This window comes from Streptomyces sp. NPDC048417, assembly GCF_040651615.1.
In the GTDB taxonomy this organism is placed as follows: domain Bacteria; phylum Actinomycetota; class Actinomycetes; order Streptomycetales; family Streptomycetaceae; genus Streptomyces.
In genome coordinates this window covers 202726-219996 of record NZ_JBEZKI010000018.1, presented here as the reverse complement: position 1 = coordinate 219996, position 17271 = coordinate 202726, and the positions used below count along the sequence as shown (strand labels likewise).

The following is a 17271-nucleotide window of genomic DNA, read 5'->3' as shown; positions in this document are numbered from 1 at the left end:
ATGGCAGCGCTGGGCAGGTCCCGCGAGGAACGGGAACGCCAGGTCGCGGCGGCCGCGGCACGGTACGACGAGACCGGCGACGAGCGGCGGGCGGTCGAGGAGCAGCAGGACGCCGGGGTCGCCTTCCCGGACTCGGAGGAGGCACTCGCGGCGCGCGCGGCCCGGCTGCTCGACCGGCAGGCGGTGCCCGCCGCCATGGTGGTGGAGGCCGTCCGGGCGGAACCGCTGGCCCCGACCGCCGCATACGAACGCATCCTCGGGGTGTCCAAGGACCTGCAGGCATGGAGTTTCCTGCCGCGCGGCGCCCGGGCGGCGCGCACCGTCGCCCGGATCTCGGTGCGGGAGAACGGCCGTGAGCTGCCGCTCGGCACCGGCTTCCTGGTGTCGCCGAGCCTGCTGCTGACCAACCATCACGTGCTCACCGACGCGGCGGCCGCCCGGCAGTGCTTCGTGGAGTTCGACGCCCAGGTCACCGTCGACAACACGGCCCAGTCGCCCACGCGGCTGGAACTCGATCCGGACGGGTTCTTCGTCACGGACCAACGCCTCGACTTCACCCTGGTGCTGGTCGCCCTCGGCCCGGACCAGCGGCCCGCGGGGGAGGCGTTCGGCTGGAACCGGCTCAGCGCACAGCCGGGAAAACTGGTGATCGGCGAGCCGGTCAACGTCATCGGCCATCCGATGGGGCGCCTCAAGGAGATCGCCGTACGCGACAACATGCTCCAGGTGCGCCTCGACGACTTCCTCCACTACAAGACGGACACCGAGCCGGGCAACTCGGGCTCTCCCGTCTTCAACGACCAGTGGGAGGTCGTCGCGCTCCACCACAGCGGGGTGCCCAGGACCGACGAACAGGGCCGTGTCCTGCGCCGTGACGGACAGGTCTGGCAGCCCGGTGACGGCGACGACGCCATCGACTGGGTGTCCAACGAGGGCGTTCGCGTCAGCTCCATCCTGAAACACCTCGCAGCCCTGCCCCTCACCTCCCGGCAGCGGGAGCTGCTGGCCGAGATGGGCCCGGAGTCGGGACTGCGCCTCGTGGAGGCCGCCGCCGGTCCGGTTGCGGCTCCGGCCCCCGCCGCCGGCCGGGTGACGGCCCCGGCTCCCGCCGTCGCGGCGGCGGGACCGGCCGTCGAGAAGGCCACCACGCGTGCGGGCCTGCGCGCCCGCGACGGAGCGTTCGGCGGCACACGGCATCTGGTCTTCCTGCACGGTCGCTCCCAGGAAGGCAAGGAGCCCGAGAAGCTACGCCGCGAATGGGCGGCCGGACTCAACCAGGGGCTCGTCCGCGCCGGGCTCCCTCCGGTCGACCCGGCGGACGTCTGGTTCCCCTACTACGGAGACCGGCTGGTCCAGGCCCTGACCGCGCACGAGGCCGTCCCCCACCTCACCGAGGCGCCGACCGCCAGGGCGGCGGAGGCGGTCGCACCCGCCACCCCCACCGCCCGCGCGGTGTACGAGGAGATCATCGGCGAGGCGGCCACGAAGTGGGACATGCCGCACGAGAGCCAGCTGGCCACCGAACGGATCGGCCTGGACGACGTGGTCGGGACCCTGCACAAGCGGCTGGCCTGGCTGGCGGCCAGGAGCGACCTCGATGCCTGGGCCATCGCCCTGGTCTTCCGTGACGTGGCCGCGTACCTCGACGACCGGCGCATCCGGGACGAGGTCCTGGACTGCGTATTGGAGACGATGCCGGACGCCGGGGAAGTGGTGCTCGTCAGCCACAGCCTCGGCACGGTCGTCGGCCTGGATCTCACCACCCGGCTGTCCCCCGGAGTGGACCTCGTCCATCTGACCACGGCGGGCAGCCCCCTCGGCCTGGACAGCGTGTACGGCAGGCTGCTCGTGGGCGGGCCGAAGCGTCCGGACATCGTGGCGGACTGGCTCAACGCATGGTGCCCGACCGACGCGGTGGCCATCGGATGCCCGCTGGGCGACGACTGGGCGGACGGACTGTCCGACCTCGCCGTCGTCAACGCCCGCGACCGGGCGCACAGCATCGTCGAGTACCTCGCCCACGCCGAGGTCGCCCGGTCGATCGGCAGCCACCTCGGCGACTGAGCCCGCCGATCCGTCACCGATGCCGACCGGTGTCATCGGTGATCACATCGGCTCTCGATCGGCCGGTTCTCGATCGGCCGGTTCTCAATCGGCCGGTTCTCAATCGGCTGGGACGAGCCGCCCGGTTCGCCCGGGCCCACGCCTGGTCAGCCGGGTTCGCGTGGTTTCAACGTGCGCTGAGCAGCGGGCGTGCGCCTGCCGGCCGTCGGCGGGCGCTGCGACGGACCGGCGAGGACCGCGACCGCACCCAACCAGCCCGGCCGTCCGCCCCCGGCCCAACGCCATACCCGGGGCGGCGGCCTACCGCCGAGGCCGCGAGCGCACCCGGCCGACCCGGCCCGGCGGTCCGCTCCTCGGCCACGCCACGCCGAAGGGCGGACTCGCGGCGTCCTGGCGGTCAGTTCGCGCGGCCGGCCACCAGCCACTTCGACGGCAGCACGATCCGCTCACCGTCCGGGGTGAACTCGGTTGTGGTCAACGGCAGTTCGCCGCTGGCGAGGACCGTGAGGCCGGCGTTGCGCAGGTACTCGGGTACCGCGTCGTCGGCGACCTCGCCGGGGGCGATGCCGTGCCGGAAGACCGGGGCGAGCTTGGGCGGCGGGCCGGCCGGGCTCTGGGCGAGGCCGCCGAGGATGGGACGGGCGGCCTCGGAGAGCTCGACGAGGAAGACCCGGCCGCGACCGCCGACGAGCGTGGCGACGGCGTCGGTCAACGGCTGCCGGTCGTCGGGTTCGCACTGGTGCAGAACGCCCCGCATATAGACGTTGGCGTCCCCGAGTTCGGCGTGCAGGGCCTCGGCCTCGCTCTTCTCGGTCCCGTCCAGCTGACGGTAGCGGGCCAGTCCGGCGGGATCGGCGTGCCGGGCGTGCTCCAGGGCGGCCTCGGCGATGTCGGTGCCCAGCACCCGCGGGAAGCGGCCTGCGAGGAAGCGGGTCTGGGTGCCGTTGCCGCAGCCGAGGTCGACCAGCGGCAGGCCGGGGTCGGTGAGGTGGGGCTCGAAGAGGGGGACATGGACCGAGGCGGTCACGCCCGGCTCCGCGTCCCAGAACACCGCCCCCGTCTCGTCGGGCGCCTCGCGCCAGAAGCCCTCCCAGGCGTCCCGGTATCGACTCGTCACGCTCATGCCCAACTCCCCAGGGTGTGACCGCAGAAGGCCGCCATATGTGACGGGCCAGTACGGTTTACCCTGTGCGGGTTTCGGCCACAAGCGCCCGGCGCGTTCCTTCACCCCACTTTCGACGAACGTGCGCCCTTAGGGCCTGTCGTTTGGATCACGCCGCAGACGCGGGGTCTGGCACGCACGTCTGCCGCGTTGTCGTCACTCGCCGACGCTCCGCGTCGACTCCCTCCTCCGCCTTGCAGCCGCACGCACCAGACCCCGCTCAACGGCGCCGATCAGTCCCGTCGCTGGCCTGCGACCTGATCCAAGCGGCAGGCCCTAAGTCAGCGGCGGCGTGAGGTCAGCTCGAACCAGACGGTCTTCCCGGCGGCCGTACGGCTGGTGCCCCACTCCCGGGCCAGCGTGCTGACCACCCGCAGTCCGCGTCCGGCGGCTGCGCCGGGTTCGGCGCTGAGCAGGGTCGGCAGGGCGTGGTCGTCGTCATCGACCTCGCACAGCAGGGCCTCGCCGCGGATCAGCCGGAGCTGGACCGGACGGCTGTGGGAGTGCCGTAGCGCGTTGGTGACGAGTTCGCTGACCATCAGCTCGGTGGGGTCGGCGAGCCGGGCCAGGCCCCAGTCGTGGAGCTGTTCGCGGACGGCGGCGCGGGCGCGGCGGACCTCGGCGGGGTCGAGGGCGAGCCGCCATTCGGCGACGTCGTCCGGTTCGATGCCGTTGAGGCGGGCCATCAGCAGGGCGACGTCGTCCTTGCGGTCGCCGCGGCCCGCTTTCGAGAACGTCGCGGCGAGGGCGCGGATGATGGTGTCGCAGGCGTCGTCCATGGAGGCGGCCGGGTGGGCGGCGGACTCGCAGAGGGTGGCGAGTCCGACACCGATGTCCTCGCCGCGCATCTCGACGAGTCCGTCGGTGCACATCACCAGCCGGTCGCCGGGGTCCACGCGCACCCGTAGCGACTCGAAGGCGACCCCGCCGACGCCGATGGGCGCCCCGGTGGGCAGGTCGAGGAGTTCGCTGCGACCGTCGCCGGCACGGACCAGCACGGGCGGGATGTGACCCGCGTTGGCGAGGTGGAGTTCGCTCTCGATCGGGTCGTAGACGGCGTAGAGGCAGGTGGCGAGGTAGCCGTCGCCGAGGCGCTGGGCCAGGTCGTCGAGGTTGCGCAGGAGTTGGGCCGGCGGCAGGTCCAGGGCCGCCATGGTCTGGACGGCCGTCCGCAACTGGCCCATCATCGCGGCCGAGTTGAGACCGTGGCCCATGACGTCGCCGACGACGAGGGCGGTGCGGGCACCGGGGAGTTTCACGGAGTCGAACCAGTCGCCGCCGATGCGTCCGAGCAGGGTGCCCGGCAGGTACCGGGTGGCGATGTCGCAGCCCGCCATGCGCGGCGGGATGTGCGGCAGCATGCTGTCCTGGAGGGTCTCGGCGACGCTCTCCTGGAAGGTGTACATGCGCGCGTTGTCGAGCACGAGGCCCGCGCGGGCGGCGAGTTCGGCACCGGTGACCCGGTCCATGTCGTTGAACTTCTCGCGCTCGGGGTGGCGCAGCAGGATCATGAAGCCGAGCACGACCTGGCGGGCCTTGAGGGGTACGACCAGCATCGAGCGGCCGGTGATCAGGGGCCGGATGTCCCGCTTCTCGAACTGGGAGGCGATGGCGTGGCCCATCTCCACGCTGATGCGTGGCACCAGGACCGGCTCGCCGCTGGTCATGCACTGGAAGAACGGGGTGTGCGCGGGGAACGGCATGGCCTCGCCGACCGGGACGACGTCGTCCCAGCGGCCGGGTTCGTCGGTGTGTTCCAGGGCGACCCGGTGCCACATGGTGGTGGTGTCGGGCACGCCGTCCGGGAACCCCTCGCCGGCGACGACCTGTTCGCGCAGATAGGTGCCGGCGACATCGGTGAAGCGGGGTACGACGGCCCTGCTGACCTCGACGATGGTCCGGGACAGGTCGAGCGAGGTGCCGATCTTCCCGCTGACCTCGTTGAGGAATTCGAGTCGCTCGCGGACGGCCGCGTACTCCAGGTCCTCGCCCTCGTCGTCGGTGAGGCCGGGAGGCACCGGCAGGCCCTGGGCTACCGCCCGGGCGGCGCGCTCCCGGCGGGCCTTGCGCTCGGTGCGCCGGGCGACGCCCCAGTCGGGGGTGACGGGAACCCGGTCGTTCTGGCTGAACTCCAGGATGGGGTAGCCGAGTTCGAGGACCTGGGCGACGATCCGGGCGCTCTCGTCGACGCTCATGCTGGGCAGGATCTCGGGGAGCCTGCGGGCGAGTTCCTCGGCGCCGGGGAAGTCGGTGTGCAGGGCGAATCCGGGTGCTATGCGCTCGAAGGCCACGTCCTCGGCGCGCTCGGACCGGCGCAGCCGCTCGGCGTCGGCGGCGAGCACCAGCAGCCGCTCCTCGCCCGGGCCGACCAGCGGATAGGCCCACCACAGCACGTCGACGCGGTCGCGGTCCGGCACGGTGAGCCGGGCGCGGCCGGCGGCGGGGAAGTTCAGCCGTCCGTCGAGCGAGGACTCCAGGTCGGGACCGAGTCCGTCGTAGGCCGCGTAGGCGCCGTACGGGGTGATCTCGTCGTCCTCGGGGAGCGCGCCGGAGACCGGAAGCAGGTCGAGAACGGAGCGGCCGATCGCCTCATCCCTGGCGGCGCCGAACAGCCGGCGCGCGCCGGTGCTCCAGTGGGAGACCTGCCCGTCGCGGCCGACGACGACCACGGCCAGCGGGATACGGCCTGGCGCGTCCTCCCCAGCACCGAGGCTGGGAGGCGTGTCCCGCTCGCTGCCATGGTCCATGGCCCAGGCCCTCTCTCCCCACGGCTCCGCGAAAGATCTGTGCCGCCCGCCACTACCGTACGGTGGCCGTCGGTTGCGATGTGTGGCAATCCTGGAATTGGTTTCACCGGAGTGCACCGGCGCGCGGGTCCGCGCCCTCGCGCCCCGCCCGGCCAGTCCTCGCGCCGCCGTCCGGTCACTCCTCGCGCCCCGTTCGGTCAGTCCTCGTGCCCCAGTTGGAGGTCGCGTTCGGTGCGGCCACCGCCCGCGACCTGGAGCACGGTGGCGACCGGCGGGTAACCGGCGGCGATGACGGTGTACTCGCCGGAGGAGAGGTCGACGAACCGGAACGTTCCGTCGGGACCGGTGGTGAGGGTGTCCACGACGTTCCCGGCGGCGTCGAGCAGGGTCACGCGCGCGTCCTCGACGGGCCGCCCGCCCCCGGCCCGGACGGTGCCCTTCAGCACGGCGCCGCCGGCGAGTTCGACGTCCTGCCGGGTCTCCCGGGATGCCTGCACGGTGACCGGGAGGGCGGCCGGACGGAAGGCGGGCGCGCTGCCGGCGAGGGTGTACTCGCCGGCCACCAGCTCGGTGATGACATAGCCGCCCTCGCGTCCGCTGCGGGTGCTGGCGACGACCTCGCCCTGCACGTTGGTGAGCGTGACGGTGGCGTCGCGGACGGGCGTGCCGTCGGCGGTGCGGACGGTGCCCGCGAGGCGTCCGGCGCCGCCGAGGACGACGTCGAGTTCGACGGGCCGTTCGCCGACGGTCACGGTGACCGCCTGCGGCTGGTGGCCGCCGGCGGCGGCGATCAGGACGTAGGCCCCGGAGCCGGGCGTGGACAGGGCGTACCGTCCGTCGTCGCCGCTGGCACCCCGGCCGATCTGCCGGCCGACGGCGTCGATGAGGGTGAGTGCGGCGCGGGGCACCACGGTCCCGTCCGGGTGCTGCACCGTGCCGCAGACCGGGATCCCGGCGCCGGTGTACGGCGAACGGGCCTGCGGGATCGGGGCGTTCACGGGGGCGGACGCGGTTTCGGCGGTGTGGTGGGACACCAGCGGTTTCTCCTTGAGGAAGCAGGCGATGAGCAGGCCGAGGACGAGCACCGGGACCAGGTAGAGGAAGATCCGGGGCATCGCTTCGGCGTAGGCGCGGATGTAGGCGTCGCGCAGCGCCGGGGGCAGCGCGTGGACGAGCTGCGGGGTGAGGGACTCGGGGTCGGGCAGCCGGGCGCCGGCGTGGGCGGGGAGACGTTGCTGCAGGGCGTCGGTCAGCCGGTCGGCGAACAGGGTGCCGAAGACGGCGGCGCCGACGCTGCCGCCGATCTGCCGGAAGTAGTTGTTGGCGCTGGTGGCGGTGCCGAGGTCGGCGGGCCGTACGGAGTTCTGCACGGCGAGGACGAGCACCGGCATCACCATGCCGATACCGGCGCCGAGCACGGCCATCCAGATGCTGTACTGCCAGCGCGGGGTGTCGACTTCGAGCCGGGAGAGCAGCCACATGCCGACGACCGACAGTCCACCGCCGAGCACCGGGTAGATCCGGTAGTGCCCGGTGTGGCTGATGAGCTGCCCGGCGACGATGGAGGCGCCGACGATCCCGCCCATCATGGGCAGCATCAGCAGGCCGGACTCGGTGGCCGAGGCGCCGTCGACCATCTGCAGGAAGGTCGGCAGATAGCTGGCGGCGCCGAACAGCGCGACGCCGACGACCAGTCCGACCAGCCCGGTCACGTTGAAGACGGAGTCCCGGAACAGCCGCAGCGGGATGAGGGGTTCGGCCGCGCGGTGCTCGGCGATCAGGAACAGCACGCCGGCGACCACGGCCCCGGCGCCGAGCCCGAGGATGACGCGCGAGCCCCACTCGTACTCCGTGCCGCCCCAACTGGTCAGCAGGACCAGGCAGGTGGATACGGCGGCCAGCAACAGGGTGCCCAGGACGTCGAAACGGGCTCGGACCCGGGGCTTCGGCAGCTTCAGCACGGCGGTGACGACGGCCAGCGTGACCACACCGAAGGGCACGTTGACGTAGAAGCACCAGCGCCAGGAGAGATGGTCGGTGAAGTAGCCGCCGAGCAGCGGCCCGGCGACGGAGGCGAGGCCGAAGGCGGCGCCGATCAGGCCCATGAAGCGGCCGCGCTGCCGGGGCGGCACGATGTCGGCGATGATCGCCTGGACACCGATCATCAGCCCGCCGGCGCCGACACCCTGCACCGCCCGGAAGGCGATCAGCTGGTCCATGCTCTGCGCCCGTCCGGCCAGCGCGGAGCCGACGACGAAGATCAGGATCGCGAACTGGAAGACGCTCTTGCGGCCGATGAGGTCGCCGAGCTTGCCGTAGACCGGGAGGCCGATGGTGGAGGTGAGCAGGTAGGCGGTGATCGCCCAGGACATCCGGTCCAGGCCGTGCACCTCGCCGACGATCCTCGGGAGCGCGGTGGCGACGATCATCTGGTCCAGGGCGGCCAGGAGCAGGGCGAGCATCAGCCCGCAGAACACCAACCGGGTGCGGCGCGGCCCGAGTTCGGGGGCCGGGGCGGGTTCCGGCGCGGGGGCGTCGGCAGGCGCCGCGGCCGGCTCCTCGTACTGCACCAGAGTCGTCCCCACGTACCGCTCCCCTCGTCGCGCCTGCGCACAGTTCCCGCCTTATGTCCCGTAGGGCGACAACTGTGGGCAAGCACGACGAGTTACGGCACGAGGCCGACCGGCCCGGAGATCCACTCGAACCGGTGAGGGGGGCAACGCCCCCTGTTCATCCGGCGGTTACCTACCGCCGTGGAGCAGGACTACTTCTCGACCTCGGTGGCGAGCTTGTCGAGCACCTCGCCGTAGATCCGGCCGAGGCCCTTGGGGGCGAAGGTCTTCTCGAAGAAGCCGCCGATGCCGCCGGCCCCCTGCCAGGTGGTGTGGACGACGACCTTGGAGCCGCCCTCGCCGGCCGGGGTGACGCGCCAGGTGGTGACCATGGAGGAGTTGCGGTCCTTCTCGACCAGCTCGCCGTCGGTGGGCTCGCTGACCTCCAGGAGGCAGTCGCGGACCCGCTTGCTGGTGGCCTGGAGCTTCCAGTGCACCAGGGTGCCCTCGCCGTCGCCGCCCTCGCGCACCTCGTACTCGCTGAAGTGCTGGGGCAGCAGCTTCGCGCGCGTGCCGCTGTAGTCGGCGAGCGCGTCGAACACCGTCTCCGCGTCCGCCGCGACGACCCGCTCCGTAGTGGCCTCGACCTGCGCCATTGACTTCCTCCAGCACCTGAGTTCTCGGGGTTGGGGCAAGCCAACCACCCCGGCGCCCGGCCGCCCAAATCGGGGTGCCGGAAGCGGTCGGAAACGGTGTCCGCGCGGTCTCCACAGATCGTTCGCACGATCATGGGAACAGATGTTCTATTCTGGAGCCAGTGCTACCGAGGAGGCGTCATGCGCTGGGAGAACCTCACCGAAGAGGCCGAACACGGCCGCGCCGACGCCGCGCTGTTCGGCGCGGACGCGGTGACGACCCGCACGTTCGACACGCCTGAGTTCCGCGGAATTACGTTCCACGAGGTGCGGGCGCGGTCGATCATCAACCGGGTGCCGGGCGCCTCGCGGATGCCGTTCGAATGGACGGTGAACCCGTACCGGGGCTGCTCGCACGCGTGTGTGTACTGCTTCGCGCGCAAGACACACAGCTATCTGGACCTCGACACCGGGATCGGCTTCGACACCCAGATCGTGGTCAAGGTGAACGCCCCCGATCTGCTCCGCCGCCAGCTGGGCTCACGGCGCTGGCTGGGCGACCACATCGCGATGGGCACCAACGTCGACTGCTACCAGCGCGCGGAGGGCCGCTACCGGCTGATGCCGGGGATCATCTCCGCCCTCACCGAGCACGCGAACCCGTTCTCGATCCTCACCAAGGGCACCCTGATCCTGCGCGACCTCGACCTGCTGCGCCGGGCGGCGGACGTCACGGACGTCGGCATCTCGGTCTCGGTCGGCTTCGTCGACCCCGAGCTGTGGCGCACCGTGGAGCCGGGCACCCCGGCCCCCGAGCGCCGCCTGGACGTCGTGCGCGCCCTCGCCGAGGCCGGCATCGGGTGCGGGGTCCTGATGGCGCCCGTGATCCCCTTCCTGGGCGACCACCCGGCCCAACTGCGGGCCACCGTGCGGGCGATCGCGGCCGCCGGGGCCACCTCCGTGACACCCCTGGTGCTGCATCTGCGCCCCGGCGCCCGCGAGTGGTTCATGAGCTGGCTCGCGTCCCACCACCCGCACCTCGTCCGGCGCTACGAGCGGCTGTACGCGGAGGGCGCCTACGCGCCCAAGTGGTACCAGCGCCGGATCACCCGTCAGGTGCACGAACTGGCCGAGGAGTACGGCATCGGGCCGAACCGCCCCGGCACCCCCCGCCGGATGCCGGCACCGACGGCGGAGGAGGAGCCCGCGCTGCCGGAGCCGACACAACTCACGCTGCTCTGAGAGCGTTCGCGACCGAGGGCGTTCACAGCTGAGAGCGTTCGAGCGCAACCCTCGACCCAATTGGGTCAATAATCGTCAGAACAGGTTCTTCCGGGTGCTGTTCCCGGGACGATGCGGCGAGGACCGTGACACGTGCGGTCCGCGACACCTCCGTCCTGGGAGGACCCCATGCGAACACGCGCAGCCGTGCTGTGCGCCGCCGCCGCTGTCGTGGCCGGGTCGTTCACCGCCCCGCCCGCGAGCGCCACCACCCGAACCGCCGCCCAGGCGCCCTCGGTGACCTGGAAGAAGTGCGGCACCACCGACTACCCGACGCTGCAGTGCGGCACCGTCAAGGCGCCCCTCGACCACCGCGACCCGGGCGGCAAGCAGATCACGCTCGCCCTCTCCCGCGTCCCGCACACCGCGTCCGCGTACCAGGGCCCGCTGCTGGTCAACCCCGGCGGCCCCGGCGGCAGCGGGCTGACCCTCGCGGGCTTCGTCGCCTCCACGCTGCCGAAGAAGGTGGCGGCCCAGTACGACGTCATCGGCTTCGACCCGCGTGGCGTGGGCAAGAGCAGCCCGGCGATCGACTGCGCGCCGGGCTACTTCGACCCGGTGCGCCCCGACTCGGTGCCGGCCACACCCGCCCTGGAACAGGCGAACCTCAAGCGCGTGCAGTCCTTCGCGGCGGCCTGCGGCAAGAAGTACACGAGCCTGCTGCCGTACCTCGACACGGTCAGCGCCGCACAGGACATGGACTCGATCCGCCAGGCCCTCGGGGCCGACCGGATCAGCTACTTCGGCTACTCGTACGGCACCTACCTGGGCGCCGTCTACGCGAAGCTGCACCCGGAGCGGATCCACCGCCTGGTCCTGGACTCGATCGTGGACCCGACGGGTGTCTGGTACGACGACAACCTGGGCCAGGACCACGCGTTCAACGACCGCCACCGCGCCCTGATGGCATGGATCGCGAAGTACGACTCCACCTACAAGCTCGGCACCGACCCGAAGCGGGTCGAGGCCAGGTGGTACGCCATGCGGGCGGCGCTGGCGAAGAAGCCGGCGGGCGGCAAGGTGGGCGCCGCCGAGCTGGAGGACACCTTCATCCCGGGCGGCTACTACAACGGCTACTGGCCCTACCTGGCGGAGGCGTTCTCCGCCTACGTCAACGGCAAGAAGACGGCGGCGCTGGTCGAGGCGTACCAGAACTTCGCCGCCGTCGACGCCTCGGGCGAGAACGGCTACAGCGTCTACGCGGCCGTCCAGTGCCGGGACGTCTCCTGGCCGCGGGACTGGAACCAGTGGCGCAAGGACAACTGGGCGGCCTACGAGAAGGCGCCGTTCATGGTCTGGAACAACGCCTGGTACAACGCGGCGTGCACCTCCTGGCCGACGTCCGCCCTGAAGCCGCCGGACATCGCCAACGGCAAACTCCCGCCGACCCTCCTCTTCCAGGCCACGGACGACGCGGCCACGCCCTACCAGGGCGGCGTCACGGCCCACCGGCTGCTGGCCGGCTCCAGCCTGGTCGTCGAACAGGGCGGCGGCAACCACGGCATCACGCTGAGCGGCAACAGCTGCCTGGACGACCACCTCGCCGCCTATCTGACCGACGGCAAGGTCCCGCACGGCGAGGGCACCGCCGACGCGGTCTGCCGGAAGACCCCGGACCCCAAGCCCCTGAGCACGAAGGCGGCGTCGACGTCGTCCCGCGGCTCGACCCTGCACGGGCTGCTGGGCTTCCGCGGCTGAACCGGTCCCGACGAACCGTCGGGGGCGTTGTCAGACCCATGGTCCACCATGGACGCATGACTGACCCGACCCGCATCACCGCCCCCGACGGCGTCGCCCCGGCCGCCCAGTACAGCCATGTCGTGGCGGCCACCGGCCGGTTCGTCGCCGTCTCCGGACAGCTGCCGCTGGACGAGGAGGGCAGGCTCGTCGGCGAGGGCGACCCGGCCGCCCAGGCCCGCCAGGTCTTCGAGAACCTGCGCCGCTGCCTGGCGGCCGCCGGCGCCAGCTTCGACGACGTCGTCAAGCTCACCTACTTCGTCACGGACATGGCCCATCTGCCGGCCGTCCGCGCGGCGCGCGCCGCCCACATACCCGACGACCGCCTCCCGGCGTCGTCCGCGATCCAGGTGGCCGCACTCGTCGCGCCCCAGTTCCTCATGGAGATCGAGGCCCTCGCGGTGGTGGCGGACTGAGCGAAACACCGGGCGGGCGGACCTGTCCGCTTCCTAAGGTGCCGTCATGACCGACGACTCCCTCCGCATCCGACCGATGGCCCTCGACGACTGCGACCGGGTTTCGGAGATACGCGTCCGGGGCTGGCAGTACGCCTACCGGGGGCTCATGCCGCAGCCGTTCCTGGACGGTCTCAGTGTCGAGCGGGACGCCGAGCGCCGGCGGGCCCGGTTCCGGGACGGCGAGGACGGGGTGACGGACCTGGTCGCCGAGCGTGACGGCAAGATAGTCGGCTGGGCGGCGCACGGGCCGTACCGGGACGGCGAAGTGCGCACCGGCGACGCCGAGTTGTACGCGATCTACCTCGACCCGGCACATGTCGGGACGGGGGCCGGGCGACGGCTCCTGGACACGGTGCTCAGGCAGTGCGCCCGGCAGGCGCGCGTGTACCTGTGGGTACTGAAGGGGAACGCGCGCGCCCGGCGGTTCTACGAGACGGCGGGCTTCCGGCCCGACGGCACCGAGGAGCCGTACGAGGTCGACGGGGTGCCCGTGCCTGAGGTGCGGTACGTCTGGAACCGCGGCCTCACCTCGGTTTAGGGATGTGGGACAGGGCCTGGACCGCGGCCTCGGCGAGGGCGGGGTGGGCCAGCGCCTCGCTCAGGACGCGGCGGGCGCGCGTGTCGCCCAGGGTGCCGAGGCCTTCCACGCAGGCGAGGGCGACCTTGCGGTAGGGGTCGTGGGGGCGCAGTCGGCGCTCCAGGGTGGTGATGAGGGCCGGCACGGACTCCGGGGCGCGGAGCACGACCAGGAGACGGACCGGGTGCAGGGCGTAGGCGACCCGGAGTTCGTTGGTGGCGAGGGCGGCGGCCGCGCGGGCGGTGCGCGGGTCCTGGAGGCGGGCCAGGGCGTGCGCGGCGGAGGCGCAGCGGGGTGGGTCACGGTGGTTCAGGAGGAGGACCAGGGTTTCGAAGGCGCGCCGGTCGCCGGCCGTCCCCAGGCGGTACGCCGCCAACTCCCTGGCCCACAGGGGCTGTCCGGCGGCGGTGAGCACCTCCGCCAACTCGTCGTGGTCCTCGGTGGCCAGGAGCCCGTCGTAGGCGGTCGTTCCCTGCGACTCCTGGCGCAGACGCTCCGTGAGTGATCGCAACTCTTCGTCCACGAAGCCCAGCGTAGAGGGGTCGCGGGAGCCGAGGGACGTACATCACAAAGTCGGGGGGCTGGCGCGCTCGTTACCCGCCGGTTAAGCTCAATCGAGCGGGTCACCCACTCGCACTAACGCTCACTCCGGTTTGGTGACGCAGCCGTCGTGAGCATCAGGTTCGGTACCTCGTACCGTACGTACGACTCGGCTCCGGGACAGGGCCGGTCGGGATCAGCCGGTCCCAGGCGTGTGCACGCCTGCGGCGACGGCACCGGGCGTGTGCGCCAGTAGCCCGGCAACACCCGCATTCACGCAGCTCTCACACAGCTCTTTCCGCACCCGGTGCGCCTCTTCGGCGCACCCGGGGGCGCTCCCAGTCGTCACCCTCATTCCTGGAGTCCCGCGATGGCCACTCCCCAGTCCGACCCCTCCCTGTCCCCGCTCAGGACCGTCGCCGTCGTCGGCCTCGGCACCATGGGCACCGGCATCACCGAGGTCCTCGCGAAGGCCGGCCGCGAGGTGATCGGCATCGACGTCAGCGAGGCCCAGGCCGCCGGCTCCCTCGCCGCCCTGGAGGCCTCCACCGCCCGCGCCGTGGCCCGTGGCAGGCTGACCGAGCAGGAGCGCACCAACGTCCTCGCCCGGGTCCGCGCCGGCACCGACCTCACGGCCGCGGCCGACGCCGACCTCGTCATCGAGGTGGTTCCGGAGTCGTACGACATCAAGCACCAGGTCTTCCGCGAGCTGGACGGCATCGTCCGCCCCGAGACGATCCTGGCCACCGGCACCAACGCGCTCTCCGTGACCCGGCTGGCCGCCGACTCGGCCCGTCCCGAGCGCGTCCTCGGCCTGCACTTCTTCAACCCGGCCCCGGCGATGAAGCTGGTCGAGGTCGTCTCCTCGGTGCTCACCGCACCGAGTGCGGTCGCCGCGGTCACCGACCTCGCGCTGGAACTGGGCAAGGAGCCGGTCGCGGTCGGCGACCGCCCCGGGTTCGTCGCCGACGGGCTGCTCTTCGGCTACCTCAACCAGGCCGCCGCGATGTACGAGGCGAAGTACGCCTCCCGCGAGGACATCGACGCGGCCATGCGGCTCGGCTGCGGCCTGCCGATGGGCCCGCTCGCCCTGCTCGACCTGATCGGCATCGACACCGCGCGTACCGTCCTGGAGGCCATGTACGCCGAGTCCCGCGACCGGCTGCACGCCCCGGCCCCCGTCCTCAAGCAGCTCAGCGAGGCGGGCCTGACCGGCCGCAAGTCCGGGCGCGGCTTCTACACCTACGAGGCCCCGGGCAGCCCCACGGTCGTCCGGGACGCGCTCACCCCGCTGGACGGCGCCGCCCTCACCCCGGGCCGTACGGTCCGCTCGGTCGGGGTGGCCGGCTCCGGCACCATGGCCTCCGGCATCGCCGAGGTCTTCGCCAAGGCCGGCTACCAGGTCGTCCTCGCCGCCCGCAGCGAGGACAAGGCCCAGGCGGCGAAGGCCAGGATCGGCAAGTCGCTGGACCGCTCCGTCGGCAAGGGGCGGATGACCGCCGAGGCCGCGGCGGGAACCCTGGACCTGATCACCGCGGCGGGTTCGTACGAGGCCTTCGCCGACGTCGACCTGGCCGTCGAGGCGGTCGCCGAGGACCTGGAGATCAAGCAGCAGCTGTTCGCCTCGCTGGACAAGGTCTGCAAGCCCGGCGCGGTCCTGGCCACCACGACCTCCTCGCTGCCGGTCGTGGCCTGCGCCCGGGCCACCTCGCGTCCCCAGGACGTGATCGGCATGCACTTCTTCAACCCGGCGCCGGCCATGAAGCTGGTCGAGGTCGTCCGTACCGTGCTGACCGCCGAGGACGTCCACGCGACCGTCCGCGAGGTCTGCGCGAACATCCGGAAGCACGCCGTCGACTGCGGTGACCGGGCCGGTTTCATCGTGAACGCGCTGCTGTTCCCGTACCTCAACAACGCGATCAAGATGGTCGAGGAGCACTACGCCTCGCTGGACGACATCGACGCGGCGATGAAGCTCGGCGGCGGCTACCCGATGGGCCCGTTCGAGCTGCTGGACGTGGTCGGTCTGGACGTCTCGCTCGCGATCGAAAAGGTCCTGCACCGGGAGTTCCGCGACCCGGGGCTGGCGCCCGCGCCACTCCTTGAGCATCTGGTGGCCGCGGGCTGCCTCGGCCGCAAGACCGGCCGTGGCTTCCGCGAATATGCCCGCCGCTGAGGGCCTCGGCGACTGGTTCCGGGACGAGCGGGAGTGGGGCGGCCTGCTCGACCCGGGCGGCCGTCCCCCGCCCGCCCGGCACAGCCCTCCCCCGCCCCTCACAGGCGGGGGAAACCCCGGACATGCCCATCAAGCTGCGCACATGCAGTACGTTCGGGTCATGCCCCAGCCCGCCAGGTCCTCACGTACACCAGCCACGCCCGACGCGCCGGAGAGTGCCGCAGGCAGTCGCGCGGCCGCGCAGCGGCTCAAGATGCGCCGAGAACTGGCGGCCGCCGCGATGGAGCTGTTCGCGACCAAGGGCTACGAGGGGACCACCGTCGACGAGATCGCGGCCGCGGCCGGGGTCGCCCGCCGCACCTTCTTCCGCCACTTCCGCTCCAAGGAAGAGGCGATCTTCCCGGACCACGACGACACACTGATCCGTGCGGAGGCCGTGCTCAACGCGGCCCCGGCGCACGAGCACCCGCTCGACACCGTGTGCCGTGGCATCAAGGAAGTCATGAAGATGTACGCGGCCCGGCCGGACATCTCGGTCGCCCGCTACAAGCTCACCCGCGAGGTGCCCACCCTCCGCGAGGCCGAGATCGCCTCGGTGGCCCGCTACGAGCGCCTCTTCACCCGCTATCTCCTCGGCCACTTCGACGAGCACGCGCACGCGGACGACGCGAACGACGACCCGCTGCTGGCCGAGGTCGCCGCGTCGGCGGTGGTCACCGCCCACAACCACGTGCTGCGGCGCTGGCTGCGGGCCGGCGGACAGGGCGACGTGGAGGCGCAGCTGGATCACGCCTTCGCGATCGTACGGAAGACGTTCGGGACGGGGATCGGGGCGGGCCGGGAGACCGCGCCCCGGTCCACCGCGCCGGCCACCGTGGCCTCCCAGGGCGAGGTGCTGGTGACGGTGGCCAGGACCGACGCCCCGCTCGACGAAGTGATGCGGACCATCGAGCAGGCGCTCAAGGAGCGCTGAGCGCGAGCCGCAGGCAGATACACCAACCACGCGCCCCCTCTCGGGGGCGCGTCGTTGTTTTCCCCGGGCGATGGCACTGCGTGCCGGGTGACGGCTCCGACACGGGACGACCCCCCGCAAGTCGGCACACCTTGGCCTACCCGTCAGTAGCTTTGATCGATCATCGCTCATTTGTTACGTAAAGATTTCACCTGAGAGCAAGTTCTGGCACTCAGTGCCTTGCGACCTGACACGCGGTGTCATACGTTGTTGGTGTCCGGCCTGTCCCGGCGAGCCCACCAGCCCGCCCGCCGGACGCCTGCGTCACAGGCAACCTCCCGCGCCACAAAGCGCTGCCGAAGTACCACCCACGCCGAACCGACGGCATCT

12 protein-coding genes are annotated in these 17271 nt (G+C 72.0%); 7 read left to right on the top strand and 5 right to left on the bottom strand.

The window, feature by feature from the left end; all coding sequences use genetic code 11:
• Positions 1-2064: a serine protease gene (locus AB0D59_RS28145; protein WP_362570865.1), complete on the top strand. Its 2064-nt coding sequence runs from the start codon at positions 1-3 to the stop codon at positions 2062-2064.
• A 397-nt stretch (positions 2065-2461) separates the two neighbouring features.
• Here AB0D59_RS28145 and AB0D59_RS28140 read toward each other — a convergent pair whose 3' ends face one another.
• The 4 genes from AB0D59_RS28140 to AB0D59_RS28125 form a co-directional block, all read right to left on the bottom strand.
• The gene (locus tag AB0D59_RS28140; RefSeq protein WP_362570862.1) at positions 2462-3187 is read right to left on the bottom strand and encodes a class I SAM-dependent methyltransferase; all 726 of its coding nucleotides are present in this window, start codon (positions 3185-3187) and stop codon (positions 2462-2464) included.
• A gap of 320 nt (positions 3188-3507) precedes the next feature.
• Positions 3508-5973 carry a SpoIIE family protein phosphatase gene (locus AB0D59_RS28135; protein ID WP_362570859.1) on the bottom strand — a complete coding sequence of 822 codons (2466 nt, stop codon included), beginning with the start codon at positions 5971-5973 and terminating at the stop codon, positions 3508-3510.
• A gap of 197 nt (positions 5974-6170) precedes the next feature.
• Positions 6171-8558: an MFS transporter gene (locus AB0D59_RS28130; protein ID WP_362570857.1), complete on the bottom strand. Its 2388-nt coding sequence runs from the start codon at positions 8556-8558 to the stop codon at positions 6171-6173.
• Between the two features lie 179 nt (positions 8559-8737).
• Positions 8738-9181 (bottom strand): SRPBCC family protein, encoded by a 444-nt coding sequence (locus AB0D59_RS28125; protein ID WP_362570855.1) that lies wholly within the window; start codon positions 9179-9181, stop codon positions 8738-8740.
• Positions 9182-9361: 180 nt separating this feature from the next.
• Between AB0D59_RS28125 and AB0D59_RS28120 the strand changes: the two genes are divergently transcribed.
• The 4 genes from AB0D59_RS28120 to AB0D59_RS28105 all read left to right on the top strand — a co-directional run bounded on the left by AB0D59_RS28120 (position 9362) and on the right by AB0D59_RS28105 (position 13174).
• Positions 9362-10402: an Rv2578c family radical SAM protein gene (locus AB0D59_RS28120; protein WP_362570852.1), complete on the top strand. Its 1041-nt coding sequence runs from the start codon at positions 9362-9364 to the stop codon at positions 10400-10402.
• 168 nt (positions 10403-10570) lie between these two features.
• Entirely contained in the window at positions 10571-12139 is a 1569-nt protein-coding gene (locus AB0D59_RS28115; protein ID WP_362570850.1) for an alpha/beta hydrolase, read from the top strand.
• Positions 12140-12195: 56 nt separating this feature from the next.
• Positions 12196-12594, top strand: coding sequence for a RidA family protein (locus tag AB0D59_RS28110; RefSeq protein WP_362570848.1), 399 nt, complete (start codon positions 12196-12198; stop codon positions 12592-12594).
• A gap of 46 nt (positions 12595-12640) precedes the next feature.
• Positions 12641-13174 carry a GNAT family N-acetyltransferase gene (locus AB0D59_RS28105; RefSeq protein WP_362570846.1) on the top strand — a complete coding sequence of 178 codons (534 nt, stop codon included), beginning with the start codon at positions 12641-12643 and terminating at the stop codon, positions 13172-13174.
• Here the strand turns inward: AB0D59_RS28105 and AB0D59_RS28100 are convergent.
• Entirely contained in the window at positions 13161-13736 is a 576-nt protein-coding gene (locus tag AB0D59_RS28100; protein ID WP_362570844.1) for an adenylosuccinate lyase, read from the bottom strand. The genes AB0D59_RS28105 and AB0D59_RS28100 overlap by 14 nt on opposite strands.
• A gap of 387 nt (positions 13737-14123) precedes the next feature.
• Here AB0D59_RS28100 and AB0D59_RS28095 point away from each other — a divergent pair, with 387 nt between their 5' ends.
• Together AB0D59_RS28095 and AB0D59_RS28090 are read left to right on the top strand one after the other, a co-directional pair.
• Entirely contained in the window at positions 14124-15929 is a 1806-nt protein-coding gene (locus tag AB0D59_RS28095; protein ID WP_362570841.1) for a 3-hydroxyacyl-CoA dehydrogenase family protein, read from the top strand.
• A 142-nt stretch (positions 15930-16071) separates the two neighbouring features.
• Positions 16072-16902: a TetR family transcriptional regulator gene (locus AB0D59_RS28090; RefSeq protein WP_362570838.1), complete on the top strand. Its 831-nt coding sequence runs from the start codon at positions 16072-16074 to the stop codon at positions 16900-16902.
• Positions 16903-17271: the final 369 nt, after the last annotated feature.